18 protein-coding genes are annotated in these 20,936 nt (G+C 65.0%); 2 read left to right on the plus strand and 16 right to left on the minus strand.

Going from position 1 to position 20,936, the window contains the following annotated elements:
- Positions 1–9: 9 nt before the first annotated feature.
- The 10 genes from FOB72_RS24120 to FOB72_RS24165 all read right to left on the minus strand — a co-directional run bounded on the left by FOB72_RS24120 (position 10) and on the right by FOB72_RS24165 (position 13,431).
- The gene (locus FOB72_RS24120; RefSeq protein ID WP_150375187.1) at positions 10–3,111 is read right to left on the minus strand and encodes an efflux RND transporter permease subunit; all 3,102 of its coding nucleotides are present in this window, start codon (positions 3,109–3,111) and stop codon (positions 10–12) included.
- Positions 3,112–3,124: 13 nt separating this feature from the next.
- The gene (locus FOB72_RS24125; RefSeq protein ID WP_223851783.1) at positions 3,125–4,303 is read right to left on the minus strand and encodes an efflux RND transporter periplasmic adaptor subunit; all 1,179 of its coding nucleotides are present in this window, start codon (positions 4,301–4,303) and stop codon (positions 3,125–3,127) included.
- Positions 4,304–4,325: 22 nt separating this feature from the next.
- Positions 4,326–5,690 carry a TolC family protein gene (locus FOB72_RS24130; protein WP_411859878.1) on the minus strand — a complete coding sequence of 455 codons (1,365 nt, stop codon included), beginning with the start codon at positions 5,688–5,690 and terminating at the stop codon, positions 4,326–4,328.
- Between the two features lie 397 nt (positions 5,691–6,087).
- Positions 6,088–6,906, minus strand: a complete 819-nt coding sequence (locus FOB72_RS24135) for an HpcH/HpaI aldolase/citrate lyase family protein (RefSeq protein WP_150375189.1) — start codon at positions 6,904–6,906, stop codon at positions 6,088–6,090.
- The gene (locus tag FOB72_RS24140; RefSeq protein WP_150375190.1) at positions 6,906–8,078 is read right to left on the minus strand and encodes a CaiB/BaiF CoA transferase family protein; all 1,173 of its coding nucleotides are present in this window, start codon (positions 8,076–8,078) and stop codon (positions 6,906–6,908) included. Before FOB72_RS24140 ends, FOB72_RS24135 begins: the two co-directional genes overlap by 1 nt.
- Before the next feature lie 133 nt (positions 8,079–8,211).
- Positions 8,212–8,823, minus strand: coding sequence for a DUF938 domain-containing protein (locus FOB72_RS24145; RefSeq protein WP_150375191.1), 612 nt, complete (start codon positions 8,821–8,823; stop codon positions 8,212–8,214).
- A 111-nt stretch (positions 8,824–8,934) separates the two neighbouring features.
- Entirely contained in the window at positions 8,935–9,711 is a 777-nt protein-coding gene (locus tag FOB72_RS24150; protein WP_150375192.1) for an SDR family oxidoreductase, read from the minus strand.
- Positions 9,712–9,736: 25 nt separating this feature from the next.
- Positions 9,737–10,675: a LysR family transcriptional regulator gene (locus FOB72_RS24155; RefSeq protein ID WP_150375193.1), complete on the minus strand. Its 939-nt coding sequence runs from the start codon at positions 10,673–10,675 to the stop codon at positions 9,737–9,739.
- 60 nt (positions 10,676–10,735) lie between these two features.
- On the minus strand, positions 10,736–12,421 hold the full coding sequence (locus FOB72_RS24160; RefSeq protein WP_223851784.1) for a thiamine pyrophosphate-dependent enzyme: 1,686 nt from the start codon (positions 12,419–12,421) through the stop codon (positions 10,736–10,738).
- On the minus strand, positions 12,418–13,431 hold the full coding sequence (locus tag FOB72_RS24165) for a Bug family tripartite tricarboxylate transporter substrate binding protein (RefSeq protein WP_150375195.1): 1,014 nt from the start codon (positions 13,429–13,431) through the stop codon (positions 12,418–12,420). The genes FOB72_RS24160 and FOB72_RS24165 overlap by 4 nt, the downstream gene beginning before the upstream one ends.
- 195 nt (positions 13,432–13,626) lie before the next feature.
- On the opposite strand from FOB72_RS24165, the gene FOB72_RS24170 reads away from it, so the two are divergent.
- Together FOB72_RS24170 and FOB72_RS24175 are read left to right on the plus strand one after the other, a co-directional pair.
- Entirely contained in the window at positions 13,627–14,262 is a 636-nt protein-coding gene (locus tag FOB72_RS24170; RefSeq protein ID WP_150375196.1) for an IMPACT family protein, read from the plus strand.
- On the plus strand, positions 14,255–14,545 hold the full coding sequence (locus FOB72_RS24175; RefSeq protein ID WP_150375197.1) for a 2Fe-2S iron-sulfur cluster-binding protein: 291 nt from the start codon (positions 14,255–14,257) through the stop codon (positions 14,543–14,545). Before FOB72_RS24170 ends, FOB72_RS24175 begins: the two co-directional genes overlap by 8 nt.
- A gap of 3 nt (positions 14,546–14,548) precedes the next feature.
- Here FOB72_RS24175 and FOB72_RS24180 read toward each other — a convergent pair whose 3' ends face one another.
- The 6 genes from FOB72_RS24180 to FOB72_RS24215 form a co-directional block, all read right to left on the minus strand.
- Positions 14,549–15,697 (minus strand): alpha/beta hydrolase family esterase, encoded by a 1,149-nt coding sequence (locus tag FOB72_RS24180; RefSeq protein WP_150375198.1) that lies wholly within the window; start codon positions 15,695–15,697, stop codon positions 14,549–14,551.
- Between the two features lie 106 nt (positions 15,698–15,803).
- Positions 15,804–16,547 carry a sulfite exporter TauE/SafE family protein gene (locus tag FOB72_RS24185; protein ID WP_150375199.1) on the minus strand — a complete coding sequence of 248 codons (744 nt, stop codon included), beginning with the start codon at positions 16,545–16,547 and terminating at the stop codon, positions 15,804–15,806.
- An 18-nt stretch (positions 16,548–16,565) separates the two neighbouring features.
- Entirely contained in the window at positions 16,566–16,913 is a 348-nt protein-coding gene (locus FOB72_RS24190) for an antibiotic biosynthesis monooxygenase family protein (RefSeq protein ID WP_150375200.1), read from the minus strand.
- Between the two features lie 246 nt (positions 16,914–17,159).
- A complete protein-coding gene (locus tag FOB72_RS24195) occupies positions 17,160–17,546 on the minus strand; it encodes a glycosyltransferase family 9 protein (protein WP_150375201.1) in 387 nt (128 codons plus the stop codon).
- Between the two features lie 930 nt (positions 17,547–18,476).
- Positions 18,477–20,246, minus strand: coding sequence for a ShlB/FhaC/HecB family hemolysin secretion/activation protein (locus FOB72_RS24205; RefSeq protein ID WP_150375202.1), 1,770 nt, complete (start codon positions 20,244–20,246; stop codon positions 18,477–18,479).
- Between the two features lie 347 nt (positions 20,247–20,593).
- Complete coding sequence (locus FOB72_RS24215) at positions 20,594–20,794, minus strand: hypothetical protein (RefSeq protein WP_150375204.1); 201 nt, start codon at positions 20,792–20,794, stop codon at positions 20,594–20,596.
- Positions 20,795–20,936: the final 142 nt, after the last annotated feature.

The following is a 20,936-nucleotide window of genomic DNA, read 5'->3' on the forward strand; positions in this document are numbered from 1 at the left end:
CCGTGTGGCTTACGCGCCGGCGGTCTTGCCTTCGACTTCTTCATCCGGCCAGCTGCGGCCGACCATCCATTCGTAGAGCGTCGGCAGCACGATCAGCGTGAGCATGGTGGCGGTGATCAGGCCGCCGATGATCACGATGGCCAGCGGGCGCTGGGTTTCCGAGCCGATGGCGCGGGAGATGGCCATCGGGAACAGGCCCAGCATGGCCAGCAGCGCCGTCATCAGCACCGTGCGCAGGCGGTCCATCGAGCCCGTGATCACGGCCTGCCGCAGCGGCATGCCTTCGTCGCGCAGCTGATTGAAGTACGTCACCATCACCACGCCGTTCAGCACGGCCTGGCCGAACAGCGCGATAAAGCCGATAGCCGCCGACACCGACAGCGGAATGCCCGTCAGGAACAGCGCGAACACCCCACCGATCAGCGCGAACGGGATGTTCGAGATGATCAGCGTGGCGCTCTTGAACGACTTGAACGCGTTGAACAGCAGCAGGAAGATCAGCAGCACCGACAGCGGCACGACGATCGACAGCCGAGCCATCGCGCGCTCCTGGTTCTCGAATTCGCCCGACCAGCCGATCTTCACGTCGTCGGTCTTCACGTTCTTCTTGACCAGTGCCTGCATGTCCTTCACCACGCTACCCATGTCGCGGTCGCGGATGAAGATGCCGATGGACGTCGTACGCTGGCCATTCTCGCGGCTGATGTTCATCGCGCCCGAGGCCGCGCGGAACGTCACAAGTTGTGACAGCGGGACCTGCGCGCCATCGGCCGTCTGCATGAAGATGTTCGGCAGGTTGGGCAGCTCGCGCTCGTTGGGCTTCAGCCTGACGGCCACGCTGAAGTGGCGCTCGCCTTCCCAGAGCTCGGTCGCCGCCTTGCCGGCCAGCGCGGTTTCCATCAGGTCCTGCACGTCGGCCACGTTGATGCCGTAGCGCGCCGCCTGGGCACGATCGAAGTCGAGCACATACTGGGGCAGCTCGCCATCGCGGTCGATGAACGCGCGCATCACGCCCTTGACCGTCTGCACGTTGGCCAGGATCTGGTCGGCCACCTGCTTGTTGTGCTCGAGGCTGTCGCTCTGCACCTTGATGACGATCTGGCCCTTGATCTGCGAAATGCTCTCGAGGATGTTGTCACGCACCGGCTGCGAGAAGTTCGGCTCGATGCCGGGCAGCGCGCGCAGGTTGCGGTCGATCTCCGTGATGATCTTGCGCTTGTCGTAGCCCGACCGCCACTGCTTGTCGCCCTTGAGGTCGACCAGGATTTCCACGGTGTTGATCAGCTTCGGATCGGTACCGTCGTCGGGACGCCCGACCTTGGAGATCGTGGTGTTGACCTCGGGCGTCTTGCGAATGACGTCGCGCAGGATATGCGCCTGTTCGCGGGCCTCGTCGATCGACACCGATGCGGGCAGGTCGAAGCTGACCCACATCGAGCCTTCGTCGAGTTCCGGCAGGAACTCGCTACCGAGGAACTTGCCCACGCCGACGGTGGCAACGAGCAGGCCCAGCGACACGCCGACCACGGCCTTCTTGTGGCCGAGCGCCCACGTCAGGATCGGCTCGTACAACCGCTTGCTGTGGCGCACGATGAAATTGTCTTCGTGCGAGATGTTCTTGGTAAGCAGCAGATGGCACAGCAGCGGCACCACGGTCAGCGAGAGGATCAGCGAGCCGATCAGCGCGCCCGTCACCGTGTACGCCATCGGCGCGAAGATCTTGCCCTCGTGCCGTTGCAGCGTGAAGATCGGGATATGCGCCGCGATGATGATCACCATCGAGAACACGGTCGGCCGGCCCACTTCCGTGGTGGCCTGCAGAATCGCGTAGAGCCGCGCCTTCTTGTCCTTGATCTGCTGTTCCTTCAGCTCGCCCAGCCGCTTGAAGATATTCTCGACGACGATCACCGCGCCATCGACGATGATCCCGAAGTCCATCGCGCCGAGCGATAGCAAGTTGGCCGGAATGCCCACCCACGTCAGGCCCAGGAACGTCGACAGCAGTGCCAGCGGAATCACGAGCGCGACGATGGCCGCCGCGCGCACGTTGGCGAGGAACAGGTACAGCACCGCCATCACAAGCAGCGCGCCCTCGACGAGGTTGCCGAACACGGTGTGCAGCGTCTTGTCGATGAGCGTCGAGCGGTCGTAGTACGGCACGATCTTGACGCCCTTCGGCAGGATCGAGTCGTTGAGCAGCTCGATCTTCTGCTTCAGCGCCTCCAGCACGATCGACGGGTTCTCGCCCTTGCGCATGACCACGATGCCCGACACGATGTCGTCCTCGTTGTCCTGGCCCATCAGGCCCTGCGGCGGCGCGGCGCCGATCTTCACTTCGGCGATGTCCTTGACGAGGATCGGCGTGCCGTTGTTCTCGGCCACCACGGTATTGGCGATATCGGCCGAGGTGCGGTAGCTACCCAGCGAGCGCAGCAGGTACTGCTGGCGGCCGTGGCTGACGGAGCCGCCGCCCGCGTTCGAGTTCGCGCGCTGCAGCGACGTGAACAGCTGCGACAGCGAGATCTTGGCGTCGCGCATGCGCGCGAGGTTCGGGTTGACCTCGTACTGCTTGATGGTGCCGCCGATGGTCACGAGATCCGCCACGCCAGGCACCTGGCGCAGGTTCTTCTCGACCACCCAGTCCTGCAGCGTGCGCAGCTCCTGCGCGCTGTAGCCCTTGCCGGTCAGGCGGAAACGATAGATTTCACCAATGGCCGTGGAAAGCGGCGCGAGTTCCGGGCTGACGCCGTCGGGCAGGTCGACGCCACGCAGGCGTTCGAGGATCTGCTGGCGCGCGGTCACGTCGGTGGCCTTGTCGTTGAAGGTCACCATCATGAACGACAGGCCGAACTGCGTATGCGAGAACACGCGTACGGAGTTCGGCGTGCCCGCGAGCGCGGTCTCGATCGGAATCGTGACCTGGCGCTCCACTTCCTCGGCCGCGCGACCCGGATACAACGTGATGACGTTGACCTGGATGTCCGAGACGTCCGGGAATGCCTCGATGGGCAGGTTCTTGAAGGCGGCCAGGCCGCCGGCGATGAAAATAAGCAGCCCCAGCCAGACGAACAGCTTCTGGTGAAGCGCAAAACTGACGATGCGCGAGATCATGTGGCCGCGGTCCTCACTGCTTGGCGGCGGCGGCGCGCACGCTGTTGACGGCGGTGGCATCGCGCAGGATGTCCTGCAGGTACAGGTTGCCGTCGGTCACGACGACTTCGCCATCCTTGAGCCCCTCGAGCACTTCCGTGGTGCCGGGCAGCGACACGCCGAGCGACACCTGACGGCGCTCGAACACGTTCTGCGACGGACGCACGAACACATAGTTCTTGTTGTCGGCCAGGAACACGGCCTTCGACGGTACGGCGATGCCCTTGAACGACGCGGCCTGCAGCTTGGCCGTCACGAACATCTCGGCCTTGAGGCGGCGGTCTGCGTTCGGCACGACCAGGCGCACCTTGACGCTGCGCGAGTTCGGATCGACGTAGTCGGCCACCTTGATCACGGTGCCCGGGAACGTCTCGCCCGGATAGGCGGCGCTCGACAGCTTGACCGTGACGCCCGGCTTGAACAGCGCGAGGTCCGCTTCCGTGGCGTCCAGCTGCGCCCACAGCGTGCTCGGATCGGTGATCAGGAACAGCGGCGAGGCGGGCGGCTGGTCGGGACGCAGTTCCTGGCCCGGGTTGATATTGCGCTCGACCACGAGGCCGTCGATCGGGCTGCGCAGCGAGAACTTCTGGTTCACATTGTCGTTGGCGGTGCCGTACATGCGCAGCGCGGCCTGCGTGCGCTGGAGGTCCGCCATGGCGCGGGCGCTGTCCGCCTGTGCCTGCTCGAAGTCTTTCTGCGCGATCACGCCGGCATCGTAAAGCTCGCGCTGGCGCGTCAGCGACTTCTGCGCGAAGGCGCTATCGGCGGCCGCCTTGCGCGCGTCGGCCTGCGCGAGACCGAAGTCCGGCGAGGTCAGCATCGCGAGCGGCTGGTTCATCTTCACGGCGGTACCGGGCTGCACGAGGATCTCGGTGACGCGGCCCGCGAACGGCGAGCTGATGCGCACGGTCTTGTCCTCGTCCCAGACCAGGCGGCCCGGCATGCTCAGCATGCGTTCGCCGCCCAGCTTGACGGGCTGGCTCGCGATGCCGGGCAGCGAGCGGACGCTTTCCGGGAACGTGATGACCTGGCCGACGACCTTGGGATCGTCGTCGTTCTCTTCCACGGCCTTCTTGCCGCACGCCACGAGCGCGAGCGCGCACAGCGAGACGGCGGCGAGCCGGGCCACGCCGGCGCGGGACAGGACGGACATCTCGGTAAATCTCTGCATGCTGTTATTGACGCGGCGCATCGGTACGGACCTGGGGAAGCTTGTTGATATCGGTATTGGTGGCCTGCAGGGCCGTGCGGTAGGCGGCGAGCGCCTTGGCATAATCGCCCTGCGCCTCCACGGCATCCAGCCGTGTCTGACGCAGCGCGCGACGCGAATCCAGCAGATCGAGCACGCCGGAAGCGCCCTTGCTGTACGCGAACTCGGCGCTGTTGGCCACGCTCTCGGCCGCGGGCAGCACGGACTCGCGCATCTGCTTCAGCGACAGGCGCGCCGACTCCAGCTGCGCGCGCAGCCGCTCGATGTCGTTCTGCGCTTCCAGCAGGATGCGGTTGCGATCGTCGAGCGCCGCGTAGTAATCGACCTCGGCGCGGCGGGCTTCGCCGCCGAAGCTGTGGCGCACGAACAGCGGAATCGAGACGAACACGCCCCAGCTGTTGCCGCTGCCGGTGGTGTTGGTCTGCGAGATCGGATAGTGCTCGTATTGCGCGCCGACGGTCACGTCGGGCACACGGCCCGCGCGGGCCACGTCGCGGCTGGCCGCGGCCGCCGCAAGGCGCGCCTCGGCGGCGGTCACGTCGGGACGGCGCTGGAGCGTATCGGGATCGACCGGCGGCACCGGGGTGTCGAGCGACGGCCAGTCGGGAATCAGGCGATTGTCGGCCAGCGTGCCCGGCACGCCGATCGTGGCGGCCAGCGCGGCCTTGTCGCGCGCGTGGTCCGCTTGCGCCGCGCGCAGGTCGTTCTGCGCGCGCAGCGTGTCCAGCTGAAGCTTGGTCACGTCCGAGCGCGATACGTCGCCGGCCTTGAGGCGCGCTTCGTTGGCCTGCTGGGTGCGCCCGTACAGCCCGACCATATCGGTCAGGACTTCCACGCGCTCCTGGCTGACCACGGCCTCGTACCACGCCTGATCGACGGCGCCGACCTGCTGCGCGACGATGGCCTGCAATTGCTCGCCGGCGGCGGCATTGGACTTGCGCGCCGCATCCACGCGCAGGTTGCCCTTGTTCGCGGTCTCGATCACCTGATCGACACGGAACGTCGAATCGACCGTCTTGCTGCGGAGATTGCCCGCCCCAATGCCGTAGGTCTGGTTGATATTGGCCACGCCGACGCTGAGCACCGGATTGGGCCGTTGCGAAGCGATCTGGATATCGGCCTGGCTGGCCTCTTCGGTTCGGCGCGCGGCAATGATGTCTCGGTTGCAGCGCTCGGCGTCCAGGCGCGCCTGCGGCAGCGTCAGCGCGGCCTTCGAGGGCGGTGCCACGCAAGGGCCGTCGGGCGGCAGGGGCTGGCTGGCAGCGCGCCCGCCGGTGGCCGCCAGGGCCAGCAGCATCGCCACGGCAGCACGGGAAACAGGAAAATGCACGATCAGTTCGGCTCGAGTCGACAACGGTCAGAGGTAAACGACCGTGCCAGCCGAACGGTGCACCGGAATGGCAATTTTTCTTTTTAGACGCCCTTTATCCCGGATAACCGCAGTCCAATATGTTTTTGTTGATGACTGAGCACGATCTCCCGAGCGTCATTCAAACCGACCTGCATTACAAACGGCTTTCATCTGACCGCCAAAACGCAAGAAATCAGGCTAACCCCGTATAAAGGAAAACCCGAATGGCATTATTCGGCGATTCCCTGCGTCCTGCTCGCACGCGCGCGAATATTGCGCGGCCGTGATGAGGGCGCCGCGGTTTTGACGGGTTTCCGACACGCGGAGAGGTGTCGCGGCGCGCATTTTATTGCGCGCGCGGTGCCCGCGGTGGCCCTCACCGCGCGGCCGCCGCCACGATCCGTAGTGCCCGGTCGAGCACGGGCTTGTCGACCATCTTCCCATCCACCGCAATGGCGGCCCCATTGGCTGCGGCCGCCTGGTCGACTACGCGCCGTGCCCAGGCCACGGCGTCCGCGGACGGCGCCAGCGCCGAGTGCACACCAGCCACCTGACTGGGATGGATCAGCAGCTTGGCACCAAACCCGAACCGGCGCCCTCTCGCGGTGTCCGCGGCCAGCGCGTCGGCATCGCCGATCGCGGTGCAGACGCCATCCACGGGCGCGGGCAGGCCCGCCGCGCGGGAAGCGGCCACGATGGCGCTGCGGAAGTAATCGAGCGGCGTGCCGTCGTCGGCCACGTCGAGGTCGGCCATCAGGTCGATGCTCCCGAACAGCAGTCGCTCGACGCCGGGCGAGCGCGCCACGGCGCGCAGGTCGTCAAACCCGGCCGCCGTCTCGAGCAACGCCAGGCAGGGCGTATCGGGCAGCTGCGTCCGCATGGTACGCAGCGCGGGCGGATCGGCCTTGGGCAGCACCACGGCGACCACGTCCATTTGCCTGCAACTGGCGAGATCGGCTTCGAACCATGCCGTATCGGCGCCGTTCACGCGGACGAGCAGTGCCACGCCGGCGGCATCGGCCTGCGGACGCAGGGTCGGCCACGCTGTGGCGAGAGCGGCACGCGCCGCATCCTTGGCGTCCGGCGCGACGGCATCCTCCAGATCGACGATCACGGCATCCGCACCGGCGGCGATCGCCTTGCCGATGCGGTCCGGACGCGACGCGGGGACGAACAGATAGCTGCGGACCGCCATCAGACCACCTCCCGGGCGTGGAGACCGGCAATCGCCTCGGCCGAGTAGCCGAGTTCGGCAAGGATGGCATCGGTATGCTGGCCCACCGCCGGCACCGGGTTCATGCAGGCATCGGTCTGGCCCGGCGGCAGCAGCGCGGGCAACGGGCCGACCGGCGAGTCGATCGTGCGCCAGCGGTCGCGCGCCGCGAGTTGCGGGTGCTGCCAGACATCGGCCATGGTATTGACATTGGCGTTCGCGATCTTCGCGCGCTCCAGCCGCTCGACGACCTGCTCCGCCGTGAGCCGCGAGAACGCTTCGACGATATGGGCGCGCAGCGTGGCCCGGTTGGCGCTGCGCAGCGAATTGCTCGAGAAATCGGGGTGCGTGGCCAGCGCGGGCTCGCCCAGCACGATATCGCAGAACACCGCCCACTCGCGCTCGTTCTGCAGGCCCAGCATCACGGTCTTGCCATCACCGGTCGGGAACGGGCCATAGGGATAGATGGTGGCGTGCGCGGCACCCGCGCGCGGCGGCGGCGCGGCGCCCTCGAACGCGTAATACATCGGGAAACTCATCCACTCGACCATCGACTCCAGCATCGACACGTCGATGCGTTTGCCCCGGCCGGTCTGGCCGCGCTCGATCAGCGCGGCGAGGATATTGCTGTAGGCATACATGCCGGCAGCGATATCGGCGACCGAGGCACCGGCCTTGACGCCCTCTTCCGGCGTGCCGGTCACCGACACGAACCCGGACTCGCTCTGCACGAGCAGGTCGTAGGCCTTCTTGTCGCGATACGGGCCATCGCCGCCGTAACCGGAGATATCGCAGACGATCAGTCGCGGATAGCGTTGCGAGAGCGTCTCGAAGTCGAGTCCGAGCCGGGCCGACGCGCCCGGCGCGAGATTCTGGACCAGCACGTCGGTCCTGGCCAGCAACGCTTCCAGCAATGGCGCGGCATCAGGCGCCTTGACGTCGAGCGACAGGCTTTCCTTCGAGCGGTTGGTCCACACGAAGTGGGACGAGAGCCCGCGGACGCGCGTGTCGTAGGCGCGCGCGAAGTCGCCCGGACCCGGCCGCTCGATCTTGATCACCCGCGCGCCAAGGTCCGCCAGCTGGCGCGTGCAGAACGGCGCGGCAATGGCCTGTTCGAGGGAGACGACGGTGATGCCTTCGAGGGGACGTGACATGGCGGAAGCGGACATGGCAGAAGAATGGGCGGCTGTTCGATGCCGCTCATCTTCCCGCCAAACGGCCCCGCTGTGAACTTGCGATTGCGGAAGGCTCGGTAAGGCTATGCAATAGCCTGCTCGGCGGGCCTCGTCAGCGCCGGAACACCAGGCTGAAATTGTTGGCCGGCATCGGCAGCTGCGCCTCGCAGGTCAGGCCATGGGCGGCCGCGAGCTCGATCACGGCCTCCATGTCGCGCACACCCCATGTGGAATTGGCCGCGCGCAGCTGCTCGTCGAACGCGGCGTTGGTCGGCGCCGTGTGCGATCCGTTGCGGCGGTACGGCCCGTAGAGGAACAGCACGCCGCCCTCGCGCAGGATCTGGCCAGCGCCGGCAAACAGCGCCTCGGTCGCGGTCCACGGCGAGATATGGATCATGTTGATGCAGACGATGGCATCCGCGCGCTCGATGCCCCATGGCTGCCGGTGCACGTCGAGGGCCAGCGGCGCCCGCACGTTCGACAGCCCCGTATGCGCGGTCCATGCGGCGATGGACTCGCGCGAGGTGGCATCGGGATCGCTGGGTTGCCAGTCGAGCCCCTGCAATGCCCCGGCAAAGTGCACGGCATGCTGCCCGGTGCCGCTCGCGATCTCGAGCACGGTGCCGGTGGCGGGCAACACGTCGCGCAACACGGCGAGAATCGGTTCGCGGTTGCGTTCTGTGGCGGGCGCCATGCGGCGGGCATCCAGGTTCTGAGCGGTCATGGGAGGGGACGTTGGCGGCGGCTGAAATTGCAAGCGTAACAAAATCCGCGCCAACTGAGGTTGCCCTCCCTTCGTCAGCTTGCGTCCGTAACGTTCTTTCCCGACAAACCGTCAGACAACCGGTGATGCGCCGCCATCCACGTTGATGGCAGTGCCCGCGATGTAGGACGCGAGGTCCGATGCCAGAAAACACGCCATGGCCGCGAACTCGTCCGCCCGTCCCACGCGGCCTGCCGGGATATCGGCACCCATCTCCGCCAGCACCGCGTCGAGGGCGACACCGGTCTTCTCGGCCTTGCGCACCCACTGGTCGCTCTCGATGCGGCCCACGAGCAGGGCATTCACGAGCACGCCGAACGGTGCCCCTTCCTTGGACAGCGCCTTGGTCAGCGCCATGCCCGCGGCGCGGGACGCCGTGGTCGGCAGCGAGTTCAGGCCGGGCGCCTTCGCGCCGGTGTTCAGCACGTTGATGATGCGGCCCCAGCGCCTTTCCTTCATCTGTGGCCACACGAGCCGGGTAAGCCGGATGGCCGCGAACAGCTTGAGGTCGAGGTCGGCCTGCCACTCCTCGTCGGAGGTCGCCTCGAACGGGCTTGCGCGCGACACGCCGGCGTTGTTGACGATGATGTCGACCTTGCCGAAGACATCCATCGCGCCGTCGTAGAGCCGCCGCACGCCGTCCGCGGTGGACACGTCGCACGGCACCGCGGCGACCTTTGCCCCGTATCGTCCGGCAAGCGCGCTGCGCGCGGCCTCCAGTGCCTCCGCCCCGCGCGCCGCGAGGACGACCTCCGCCCCGCATGCGCAGAATTGCTCGGCCACGGCCAGTCCGAGTCCCTTGCTTGCGCCCGTCACGATGGCCGTGCGCCCATTCATCCGGATTTCCATCTTTGTCTCGACTTTCTGCTTCCTGCTACGTTAAAGGAACCAGGCCGTACTCCGGCCCGGATGTCTGTGCCAGTTGCGCCAGGATCGACTTGATCTCCTGCCGCACGTATCGCATGGCCTGCGTCACGGGACGATTGGAGGCTTCCGCGACCATCAGCCGGGTTTCCACCGTGGGTTCGTCGATGCGCACCTCCGAAACCTGCCCCGCATCGAGCGCGGGCTTGTAGGCTGGCCGCGCCAGCACCGTGGATGCCGCGCCGCCCTTCACGAGGTCCATGGCAAGGCGCAGGGCATCGACCTCGTATCGCACATCGAGCGCGATGCCGGCATGGCCCGCCGCAAACTCCAGCGTCCGGCGCAAGCCATGGTTGCGCCCGGGCAGCGCCAGGGGAATGCCCTGCAGCTCTCGGATGGCGATATTCCTGCGGACGCGATTGCCGATCTTCATGCCACGCGGGGTGACGAGCGCCAGCCGCGCGATGCCGACCGGATCGACGGCGACCGTGGCGGAACGCCGGGCGTCGTGCAGCACGGCGATATCGAGCCGCGCATCGACGAGCCATTCATGGATATAGCCGCTGTAGCCCGATACGACATTAACGGTGATGTGTGGATACTTCTCGGACAGCGCCGTCAGCAGCCGCAGGCCGATCAGGTCGCAGACCGTCGGCGTCAGCCCGAGAATCACGGTGCCCTTGGGTTCTTCCCTGCCGTGCCTGAGATCGGTGGCGATGGCTTCGAGCTGCCGGACGAGGGGCCGTGCCCGTGCAATCAGCTGCTCGCCTTCCGGCGTCAGCGAGACCCCGCGCCCATGCCGGTAGAGCAACCGGGCGCCGCACTCCTCCTCGAGCTTCTGTATCTGCCGGCCGAGGGCCGGTTGCGCAATGCCGAGCACGGCGGCGGACTTGGAAAAACTGCCGAAGGTCGCCACATGCATCAGCAGTTCGAGTCTACGCAGATCCATCGCGGGTTACCCCTGTCTAGTGTCCGACGGAGCTTAACACCGGCCCGGATCCGCCGCGCCCTAGTTCCCGGAGCGCGCCTGCACGGCGGGCTGCGACGCGCGCGGGAGTATCGCGTCGAGACTGGTCCGCACTTCGATGAAGTAAGGCGCCTGCGCGTGGAAAGCCCGATCGAGTGCGCCGTCGATCTGGTCCGCCGCGTCCACACGCTCGGCCTGGATACCGAACGCGCGCGCGATGGCCACGAAATTCGGATTGCTCAGCGTGGTACCCACATGGCGGCCGGGATAGGTCTTGTCCTGATGGACGCGAATCGAGCCATAGCAGTTGTTGTTCGACAGGATAAAGACGATGGGCAGCGCGCGCTCGACCGCCGCGATCATTTCGTTGCCGGTCATCAGGAAGCCGCCATCGCCCACCATGCAAACGACCGGGCGTTCGGGATGACGCAGCTTCGTCGCCACGGCCGCGGGCGTGCCGTATCCCATGGCGCCGGACAGCGGCGCCATCAGCCGTTGCGGATAGACGAACGAAAAGTGACGGTACACCGGTGCGGCAAAGGTGCCCGCATCGAGGCAGACCGCGAGATTGGGCGGCGCGATGGCGGCCAGCCGTTCCACCACGCTGGCGAACGGCACGCCATCCTCCACCGCGATCGATGGCCATCGGGCGATGTCCGCGTGCATGGCGTGGAGTGTGTCGGCCCAGGCCTGACGGCCCGCCCGAGTCTCCACCGGCGTGTCTACCAGCGCGCGCTCGACGCGATCGGCCAGCGCCTCCGCGAACAACGCGGGATCGCACACTACCCCGACATCGGCGGAGACATGCAATCCGACGATATGGTCGTCGGGGTACACATGGACGAGCGGTTGCCGGGGTTTCGGCAAACTGGGAAACGCATAGCCCTGCGTCGTGATATCGCCGAGCCGGGTGCCGATGGCGAGAATCAGGTCGCTCCGATCGAATGCGGCAATCTGCTCGCGCGGGTTCACGAGCCCCAGATCGCCGACGAACAGCGGATGCGTGTTCGGGAAGATATCGTGCTGGCGGAACGACACCGCCACGGGAACATGGGCCGCCTCGGCCAGACGCCGTAGGGCATTGCGGCCGCGGTCCGAGTCCAGTGCGCCGCCCGCGATGATCAGCGGGCGCTCCGCGGCGCGCAGGAGATCGACGACCTGCTCCAGCGCGCCCGGCGACGGCACGGTGGCGGCTTGCGGCGACACCGTCCAGTGCGGCTGGGGCACCGTCTGCTGCTGGATATCCTCGGGCACGACCAGCACCACCGGACCCGGCGTGCCGGACGTGGCAATGCGAATGGCCTTGAATGCGGCCTCCGCGAGCTTCGAGGGGTCGGTCACCTCGACGACCCATTTGGCGATGGACCCGTACATCCGCTGGTAATCGATCTCCTGGAATGCCTCCTTCCGGAGATCGGCCTTGGGGATCTGGCCAATGACGAGGATCAGCGGAATGGCGTCCTGCTGCGCGTTATGGACGCCGATGGAGGCGTTGGTGGCGCCCGGCCCCCGGCTCACCATGACGACGCCGGGCCGTTTGGTCAGGCGCCCATCCGCGCAGGCCATGAAGCTTGCCCCGGCTTCATGCCGGCAGGTCACGACGTCGATGTGCGGAAAGTCGCTCAGCGCATCGAGCACACCGAGGTAACTCTCTCCCGGCACCAGAAAGACGCGGTCGAGGCCGTTATCGGCAAAGACCTGAAGCAGCGCGTGCGCCGATGTGGTCACGATGATTCCTTCACGTTGAATTCATGGACGATCTTTCCCCAGTCCTCGTACTCGCGCTTGAGAAAGCCATCGAACTCCTCGGGTGACGACGACGTGCGGACCTCGGCGCCGAGCTGCGTCAGCTTCTTGCGCGTCTCGGGCTCGGCCAGAATGGCGTTGACCTCCGTGGCCAGCTTGTTGCGGATCTCGGCCGGCACGCCCGCCGGCGCGACGAGACCGAGCCACGCGCCCATATCGAAACCGGGGAAGCCCTGCTCGGCAACGGTGGGGACACTGGGCAGCAGCTCGGTGCGCTTGGGCGTGCTCACCGCCAGTGCCTTGAGCTTGCCGCCCTTGACCATCGGCAGCAGCGAAACCATGGTGTCGAAGGTCGCGTTGACCTGCCCGCCGATGATGTCCGTCTGCACCTGCGTGCTGCCCTTGTAAGGGACATGCGACATGGTGACGCCCGCGCGCGACAGCAGCACCGACATCACCAGATGGCTCGTCGTGCCGACGCCGCTGGTGCCGTAGTTCACCGACGATGGATTCTTGCGGGCGTTCTCGAGCCAGCCGTTGAGGTCCTTCGCGGGATTGTCCGGCGCCACGACGAACAGATACGGGAGCCATACCAGCAGGCCGATGGGCGAGAAGTCCTTGCGCGCGTCGTAGGAGAGCTTGCTGTAGATATGCGGATTGATCGCCTGCGGCGCCGAGGCCCCGATCATGATGGTGTAGCCATCGGGCTTCGCGCGCGCCCCGATGCCCGCGCCGATGCTGCCGCCGGCACCGGGCCGGTTATCGACGATGAACTGCTGCCCCAGCCGCTGGGAGAGTTTCTCGCCGACCAGCCGCGCCACGGTGTCGGTGGCCGTGCCCGGCGGGAACCCCACGACGATCGTCACGGGCTTCGAGGGATATTTCTCTTGTGCCTGCGCGGCAGATCCCGCGATAAGCAACGCGCCGGATAACAACGCCGATACGACCGCGCCGGCTCTGCCCGCGGCAGACCGGATATCTCTTCGTACCATCTCGTCTCCTTGATTTGCCCGTGGATTGGGCTTTGTTTGGATCGGAGCATCGCATAGGCATGCCGCGCAAGCAGCACCGCTGGCGCTATAGCAGCTATACAACTTCGGCATAGGAGCCCGGGGCTGCTTTCGCACCGGAGCGGTACACTGCAGGCTTCCACGCCGGTTTTTCCCTGCTGTCTTGCCAACCCTGCCTTGCCAACCTATACGCTTGCCTCCGCGGTGCATGCGGATATCGAAATCCGCAAGAGCCGATTTATCGCCCAGGCCATATCGGTCGCCGATCGCGATGCCGCCATGGCGGAGATCGGGCGGCTGCGCGCCGAGCATCCCACCGCGACGCATGTCTGCTGGGCGCTGCTGGCCGGTGGCCAGTCGGGCATGTCCGATGACGGCGAACCATCAGGTACCGCCGGGCGGCCGATTCTCGAAGTGCTGCGTCACCATGACCTCGACGGCGTGCTGGCGACCGTGGTGCGCTATTACGGTGGGGTGAAGCTCGGTGCGGGTGGGCTCGTGCGCGCCTATACCGATGCGATTGCCGCGGCGCTGAAGCAGGCCGAACGGATCGAGCGCATTGCGTACGCCACGCTGGCCATCGAGGTCGACTATGCCGACGAGCCGCGCGTGCGCCGGTGGCTCGAGCAGGCGGCCGCGCAGGGATGTTCGCTCGCGGATACCGCGTATGGCGCGCTGGCGCGGCTCGATATCAAGTTACCCGCGGCGATGCGCGCGCAGGCCATCGACGCGTTGCGCGATGCCACGCATGGGCGTGCGCGCTTTCCTGACGATGGTGCCGACGGTGGTGACCATGGTGGTGACCATGGCTGACGATCGCACGTTCCACGCCACGGTGCTGCCCGACGGCACGACGTTCGAGGCGCCGGCCGACCTGAGCCTGCTGGAAGCCGCCCTGCTCGATGGCATGCGCCTGCCGAGCTCGTGCCGCAATGGCACCTGCCGTGCCTGCCTCAGCAAGCTGCATTCAGGCAGCGTGCGGTACCGGATCGAGTGGCCGGGGCTCAGTCTCGACGAGAAGGAAGACGGCTATATCCTGCCCTGCGTGGCGTGTCCTGCCGAGGATGTCGTGTTCGAGCCCGTCGGCACGACCTGATGTTCATACGGCACCGCGTCCATTGACCGAGAAAAAACGCAGCGCGATCTTGAGTGCGTCCGGTCCGGTCGGATCGGAGAATGCCTGTCCGGGCGCTCCGCCGCTCCATGCATGGCGGAGCCCTTTCACCTTGACGAGCCGCAGGAACGGATGCGACGCCGAAGCGCGGACCTGTCCGTCGGGCACCTCTCCACCGCGCGCCTGCCAGTCGAATACCTCTATGGCGCGACGCGCGCCGCGCCGGATGCGCTTGACGGGCATTGCCGTTGCCGTGCCCGCTTCCGCAGGCATCAGTTCCAGCCATAGCGCCGCCGCGCCCGTCGCACTGTCATACGTCACGACAGGATCTTCATCGCCGTGCAGCAATACCAGTGGCGGCGGACGACGGCCAGCAAGGGCGAGCTTCGCGGCGCCCGCATCGGCCCCACGCTCGCCACGCATCGCGCGCGCGGCCTGCGCCGCGTTGGTCGCGCTGTATGGCGCCGCGCCCGAGTGCGAGGCAATGGCGGCAAAGCGTTCCGGATAGCGCAGGCCCAGCATCATGGCCATGGCACCGCCGGCGGAGAGACCCATCGCGCAGACGCGATCCGCCAGCACCGCATAGCGGCGGCAAATATGGTCGATCATGGACATCAGCAAGGCGGCTTCCGCCGCGCCGCGCGTGGCGGGCGTGAACCACTGCCAGCAACGCTGCGCGTTGGCTTGCACCGACTGTTCGGGCATCAGCACGATCCATCGCGCATCGCGCGCGATCGTGGCGACGCGGGTGCTGGCCGCAAAGCTGGCGGCATCCTGTCCGCAACCGTGCAGCAGGACCAGCAGCGGCGCCGGGCGCGCGGCGCTGACGCCGGGGGGGACATATAGGCGATAGCGGCGCTGCGTGTGGCCGAGGCCGAAACCCAGGCCCCATAGCCCTTCCTCCCAGATGCCGCCGGTGCCGTCCTTGCGGGTGACGGGCGGGCGCGCGGGCGTGGCCACGCCGGACAGGGCCTGGCGCGTGGCGTTGCCTACCGCCTTGCCGACGGCGGTGCTTTGCTGCCGCGCGGTGCGCAGGACCGAATCCGTGACGCTACGTTGCAGCCGCCGCGCACTGCGCGCGGCCTGCTTGCCCAGCGTGGTCCACAGTTTGGTGCTGCCTGTGCGCCGCTTCATGCCGACTCGCCTCCCTTGCCGTGCCCGTCACGGTTGCCGATCCGCCAAACCATGATCGTGCACTAGTTTGCGGCGGCAATGTGTCAGCTATTTGCGGCGTCTGTCGTCAGAAAACGCCGCGCAATGCGAGTTCCGCACCCAGAATCAGCAGACCCGAGAAAAACAGCTTGCGGAAGCGTTCCGCGCTGATGCGGTGGCGCAGCCATTGGCCGATAAACATCCCCCCGAGCGCGGGCACCAGCGCGAGTGCCGAGGTCCAGAGCACCGGGGTGTGCAGCAGCTCGCCGTTCATGGCCAGGCCGATGGCCAGCGCGATGGTGGAGATCGAGAACGACAGGCCGAGTGCCTGGATGAGGCTTTCCTTGTCCAGCCCGAGGCCCTGCAGATACGGGACCGCGGGAATCACGAACACGCCGGTCACGGCGGTGATCGCGCCCGTCACGAAGCCGACGATCGGGGCGAGCCAGCGCTCGGCGCGCGGCGGCACGTTGAGCTTGACCGCGGCGAGCCCCATCAATGCGTAGATCACGAGTGCCACGCCGAGCGCGGGCGTTGCGTTAGCCATCATCTTCGCCGGCACGAGCGCGGCGCAGGCGATCGTGCCCGCGCAGATCATCACGAGCATCGGCCATAGGCGCCGCACCAGTTGGCCGAAGCGCGGGCCGCTGAACAGCTGGACGATGTTGGTGACCATCGACGGGGCGACGAGCAATGCCGCCGCCTGCGCGGGCGGCATGGTCAGGCCCAGCAGACCGACGGCAACGGTCGGCAGGCCCAGCCCGACGACGCCCTTGACGAAGCCGGCAAGCAGGAACGTGAAGGCGATAAAGACGTAGAGTTCGATCGACATGCTGGTATGCGTTCCGGATTAGCGATCGTGAACGGCACGGCTATCGGCCGGCGCCTGGTCGCGCTCGTCCATGCCGTAGTCGCGCAGCACCTGCGCCACGCGCAGCCGGTAGCCGGCAAACACGCCACCGCGTCCCGCCTCCTGTGCGCGCCGATGCTCGAACGTATTCCGCCACGCCATGACCGCCTGCTCGTCACGGAAAAACGACAGCGAGAGGATCTTGCCGGGGGTGGTCAGACTCTGGAACCGCTCGACGGAAATAAACCCGTCGATGGTTTCCAGTATCGGCTTGAGGGTGGCGGCGATGTCGAGGTAGGCATTCTGCCTGCCCTCGGCGGGCTGGACTTCGAAGATGACGGCGATCATGGGGGCTCCTTGTTGTTATGGGTATGGGTATGGGTGTGGTGTCAGCGGATGCAGGGAATGATGACACGCGGAGCCGCGGGATGCTTCATGGGGGCGTGAAGTGTGGAATGCCCATGTGCCGCCGCCAGACTGTGTCGTCGTCGAACTCGGCGCGTGGGTGGGACCAGAGTAGCGTTAGCAAAACCACGATCACGAACCCGACGGTGCGGAGTCGGTCAGCGACGCATTTCAGCATGGTCATGCATTTCACGCGTCATTCCATTCGCCCTGCACCGCGCGGAGGGCGTGCCATACGTTGTCGACCGTTGGGCACTGTGCGACATTGCCGAGGTTCATCGCGCGGGGGGACTCCACCACGCCCGTTTGCGCCGGGTCGGTGTCCGTGTAGAGCGCGACCAGTGGCACGTTCAGGGCATTGGCCAGATGTGTGAGGCCGGTGTCCACGCCGATGACCGCGGCGGCGTGGCCCATGAGCGCGGCCGCGTCCTTGATGCGGGTATGCGGGGCCACGATTGCGTGGGGAATCGCCGCGGCCAGCCGCTCTGAACGTTGTCGCTCCGTGGCACTGCCCCACGGCAGCACGACCGGCAGGCCCTGCTCGGCATGGAGCCGGCGCCCCAGCGCGGTCCACATCGCCTCGGGCCGCCTTCGTCCAACGATGGGCGCCAGTGTTCATCGCTGGGGAGAGCAACGAGATTGCAGCAAGCCCCCGCCGTCAACACGGCGGGCAATTGATCGAGGGCGTCGGCCGAGATTTTTGTCATACTAAAGAACTTCAATCCCGCTTCTTCATTTTCCACCAGGCCCGTGATCTCGGGTGGGGATCCGAAATCAATTCCACGCAGTCGCAGTCTACCTGTCGCACCATGATGTTTGACAACTCTTGTGTTTGGTTGCCAGATCGGATCGCCGATCAAAACAAATAGATCGCGAAAAACACCACTTTGACGGAATACATCATTTACATAGTGGATGGATGCTAGCAGTGCTGCGGTAGCATCCGCCTGATTTTTGACCAGGTATTCGAATACGCCACGATTTTCCATGCCCCCCTCGAACTCGACACTCACATTACCCAATGGTGCGCTCCCGATACTCTTCGGCCTGACCGATCGCCGCGCCGTAACAGCCCACACAGGCGTTTCACCGTTTATCTTTATTCTTCTTCCCATGGCCCTCGCTTAGGTGGAGGGGGGGCTCCCCTCTCTCTTCACGGGAAATGGAACGAAGTTCCTTGATCAATTGGTAAGTTATACCCACGAATATTGTTACGTAAACGGGGAGACCGCCGATAATTGGCTTCCATCCTGCACCCTTCGTCAACGAAACGACTAAGAACATAAGCGGAAGACACAGCAGACATATATATCCAATCGCAAATTTTTTATACACAGTTTTTCGTTTTTTAGAAATTTCATCCATTTTATTGATAACGACCTGAACTGATCCGGGGGCGACCTGCGTCACCTGATTTATGAACTTACAAATGGGGCCCGGGAAAATATTTTAAAAGCCCATTTAAGTCGCTGCGGCGCCGCTTGCCGACTGCGGTGTTCGTCTTGCTCAGTACTGATAAACAACCTGCAATCCTGCCGTCACCGAAGCTGTGTGGAACTGCTCTGGCTTGTACACCGGCGTGCCGAGGAACACGTCGTATGACACCCCGCCAAACTTTGCCGAACCCATACCGCCGCGCAGGCCAATGACCGCGCCCGCGAGTTGCGTGCCGACCAGTGCCTCGGTGGAGGGGCCATAGACACGGCCGTAGTCCACGCCGACGTACACGGCCTGGTTGCTTGCGCCCAGAGGCGCCTGTAGTTCGTTGCGCCAGTAGAACCCTTTCTCGCCCGCCAACTGGCTTTCTCCGTCGAAACCTCGCACGGTATAGCGGCTGCCGATTGTCAGGTCGTCGATGTAGTAGAGGCGGTCGTTGGTGAACTGGCCTCTTACGGTGGTCACGTATCGCAATGCCTGCTCGGCGACCTTGAAGGGGACCGACAGGTTGGCGTCAAGCACCATCATCCGGTAGCGCCATGTGGGGCCGCCATCCCACGCCAACGCATCGTCCTGCGCCCCAAGCGCGCCGATGCCTTGACGGAAGGAGAGCGTCGCGTCCAGTTGCGACTGACCGAAGTAATGGCGGTCCGTCACGCCAACTTCCACGATCGTGTTGTTGCGATGCTGCTGCGGAATTTCGGTGTCTTCGATGTAGCTCTTGCCGAAACGGCGCGTCAGCCTGACCTGCATGCCGAAGATGTCGTTCTGACTGCGGCTCAGGACCCGATGCAGTTTCAGGTCAACGTTCTCCGACTTCCCGCTCGACACAAACGTCGTGTTCACGCCCGCGATCTGCTGGAAGTAGTTGCTGCTGTATGCCGACAGCGTTGCGGTCCAGTAGCCCCATGGCACCGAATAGAACCCGTTCCATCCGCGCGTGCCGTGCTCCTTGTTGCTGAACATCAGGTCCTGGTTGTAGCCGATGTTGAAAATGTCGCTCAGGCCCAGCGGGTTGTCGATGCCGACGCTGACGTTGCCCTGCCATTTGCCGGTGGACCTGGAACCAGAGTTGTCTACCGACGCTACGACGGTCCATGGCTTGTTGCGTTTGACCGCAATCACGACATCGCTGCGGCCGGGCACAGCGGTTGGGACAATCTGCATGCCGACGTCCTGACTCGCCACGCGCTTCATCTGCTCGAGCCCTTGCTCGAGATCGCGGAGGTTCAGCAGTTCGCCCGGGGCGGTGGGAAACGCGCTCTTCCATGTACCCCAGAGGTCGGGGTCGCTGAAGCGAATGTCACCGATGACGCCGGGGATCAGGGACAGGATCAGCGTGCCTGACGATAGATCCTGAGTCGGAATCAGGACGCGGGTGGTGACGTAGCCTTTTGACAGGATGGTCTGCGACAGGCCCTTTACCAGCGTTTCAACGCCCTGCTTGCCGATGCATTCGCCTGCGTAGTGGGATAGCCATTGCTGGGCGAAGGCGAACGGGTCCATGGGCAACGCCGAAGCGCCGATGGCTTGCATGGCAGGCGGGAGGTCTTTTGGGACTTCGAGCTGGAACTGCGTGATGCGGAAGCATGGGGCTTCATTGTGCAACGCAGGGTACTCAGCGCGCGCGATGGCCTCGCCGCGAACGGCGGGGGCATTGATCGCGGCGGCGCGCTCGCGGGATTCTTGTTGTTGGCGCGTGCGTTGGTCTTGTTCGGCAGCGCTCAATGCCGCTGATAGGCTCGAATTTGGAATTATTTGAGCGTTGGCGAAAGAAGAGATCGCCCCCCCGATTGAAGCGGCCAGTACAGTTTTTTTATTGAATTTAATCCATTTCATCGCAACTCGATAACAACCACCCAAAAAATGTTTATTACTACGAAATATCGTCTGGCGTCCTTTCAATCCTCTTCCCAAGGACTCTTCCACGGAGGAGGTTGGGGCTCATCTCGCTCATCCCGGGCTAGTGCTCGAAGCTCCTTGATAAACTGATAAGTAAGTCCGACAAAAAACGTCAAATAGACGGGGACTCCAACAAGAACCGGCCTCCAACTGGCGCCTTGGACGAGACTAAAAGCAAGAGCAAACAACGGCATCGATATCCATGCGATATAAGCCACTAAGAATTTTTTGTACAATTTTTTTCGATTTTCGTTCATGCCTATTATTTTTTGTTTAGATCTTTCTCAATAGATGTTTGGAGAGGCATTGATCGCGGCGGCGCGCTCGCGGGATTCTTGTTGTTGGCGCGTGCGTTGGTCTTGTTCGGCGTTGGTTAGGGCGGCGGATTGACTGGGAGGTTGGGGAACCTGAGCGATCGCGTTGGATGCGTAGAGGATGACCGCAATCGTCGTTGCGGACGCGAGGGGGAAGCGATTGTGAGACATATAGGAATTTGCAACAGTGACCGAACCGCGGCGCTACTAACGCCAGCATCAAAACGTTTCGACATCAGCCTTTATCTTCATCGGACTTCGCTACGAGTACTTCCTGCTTCGTTTCAGCATCATCCTGATATGTTCGCTTAGC

It is taken from the genome of Cupriavidus pauculus (genome assembly GCF_008693385.1).
In the GTDB taxonomy this organism is placed as follows: domain Bacteria; phylum Pseudomonadota; class Gammaproteobacteria; order Burkholderiales; family Burkholderiaceae; genus Cupriavidus; species Cupriavidus pauculus_D.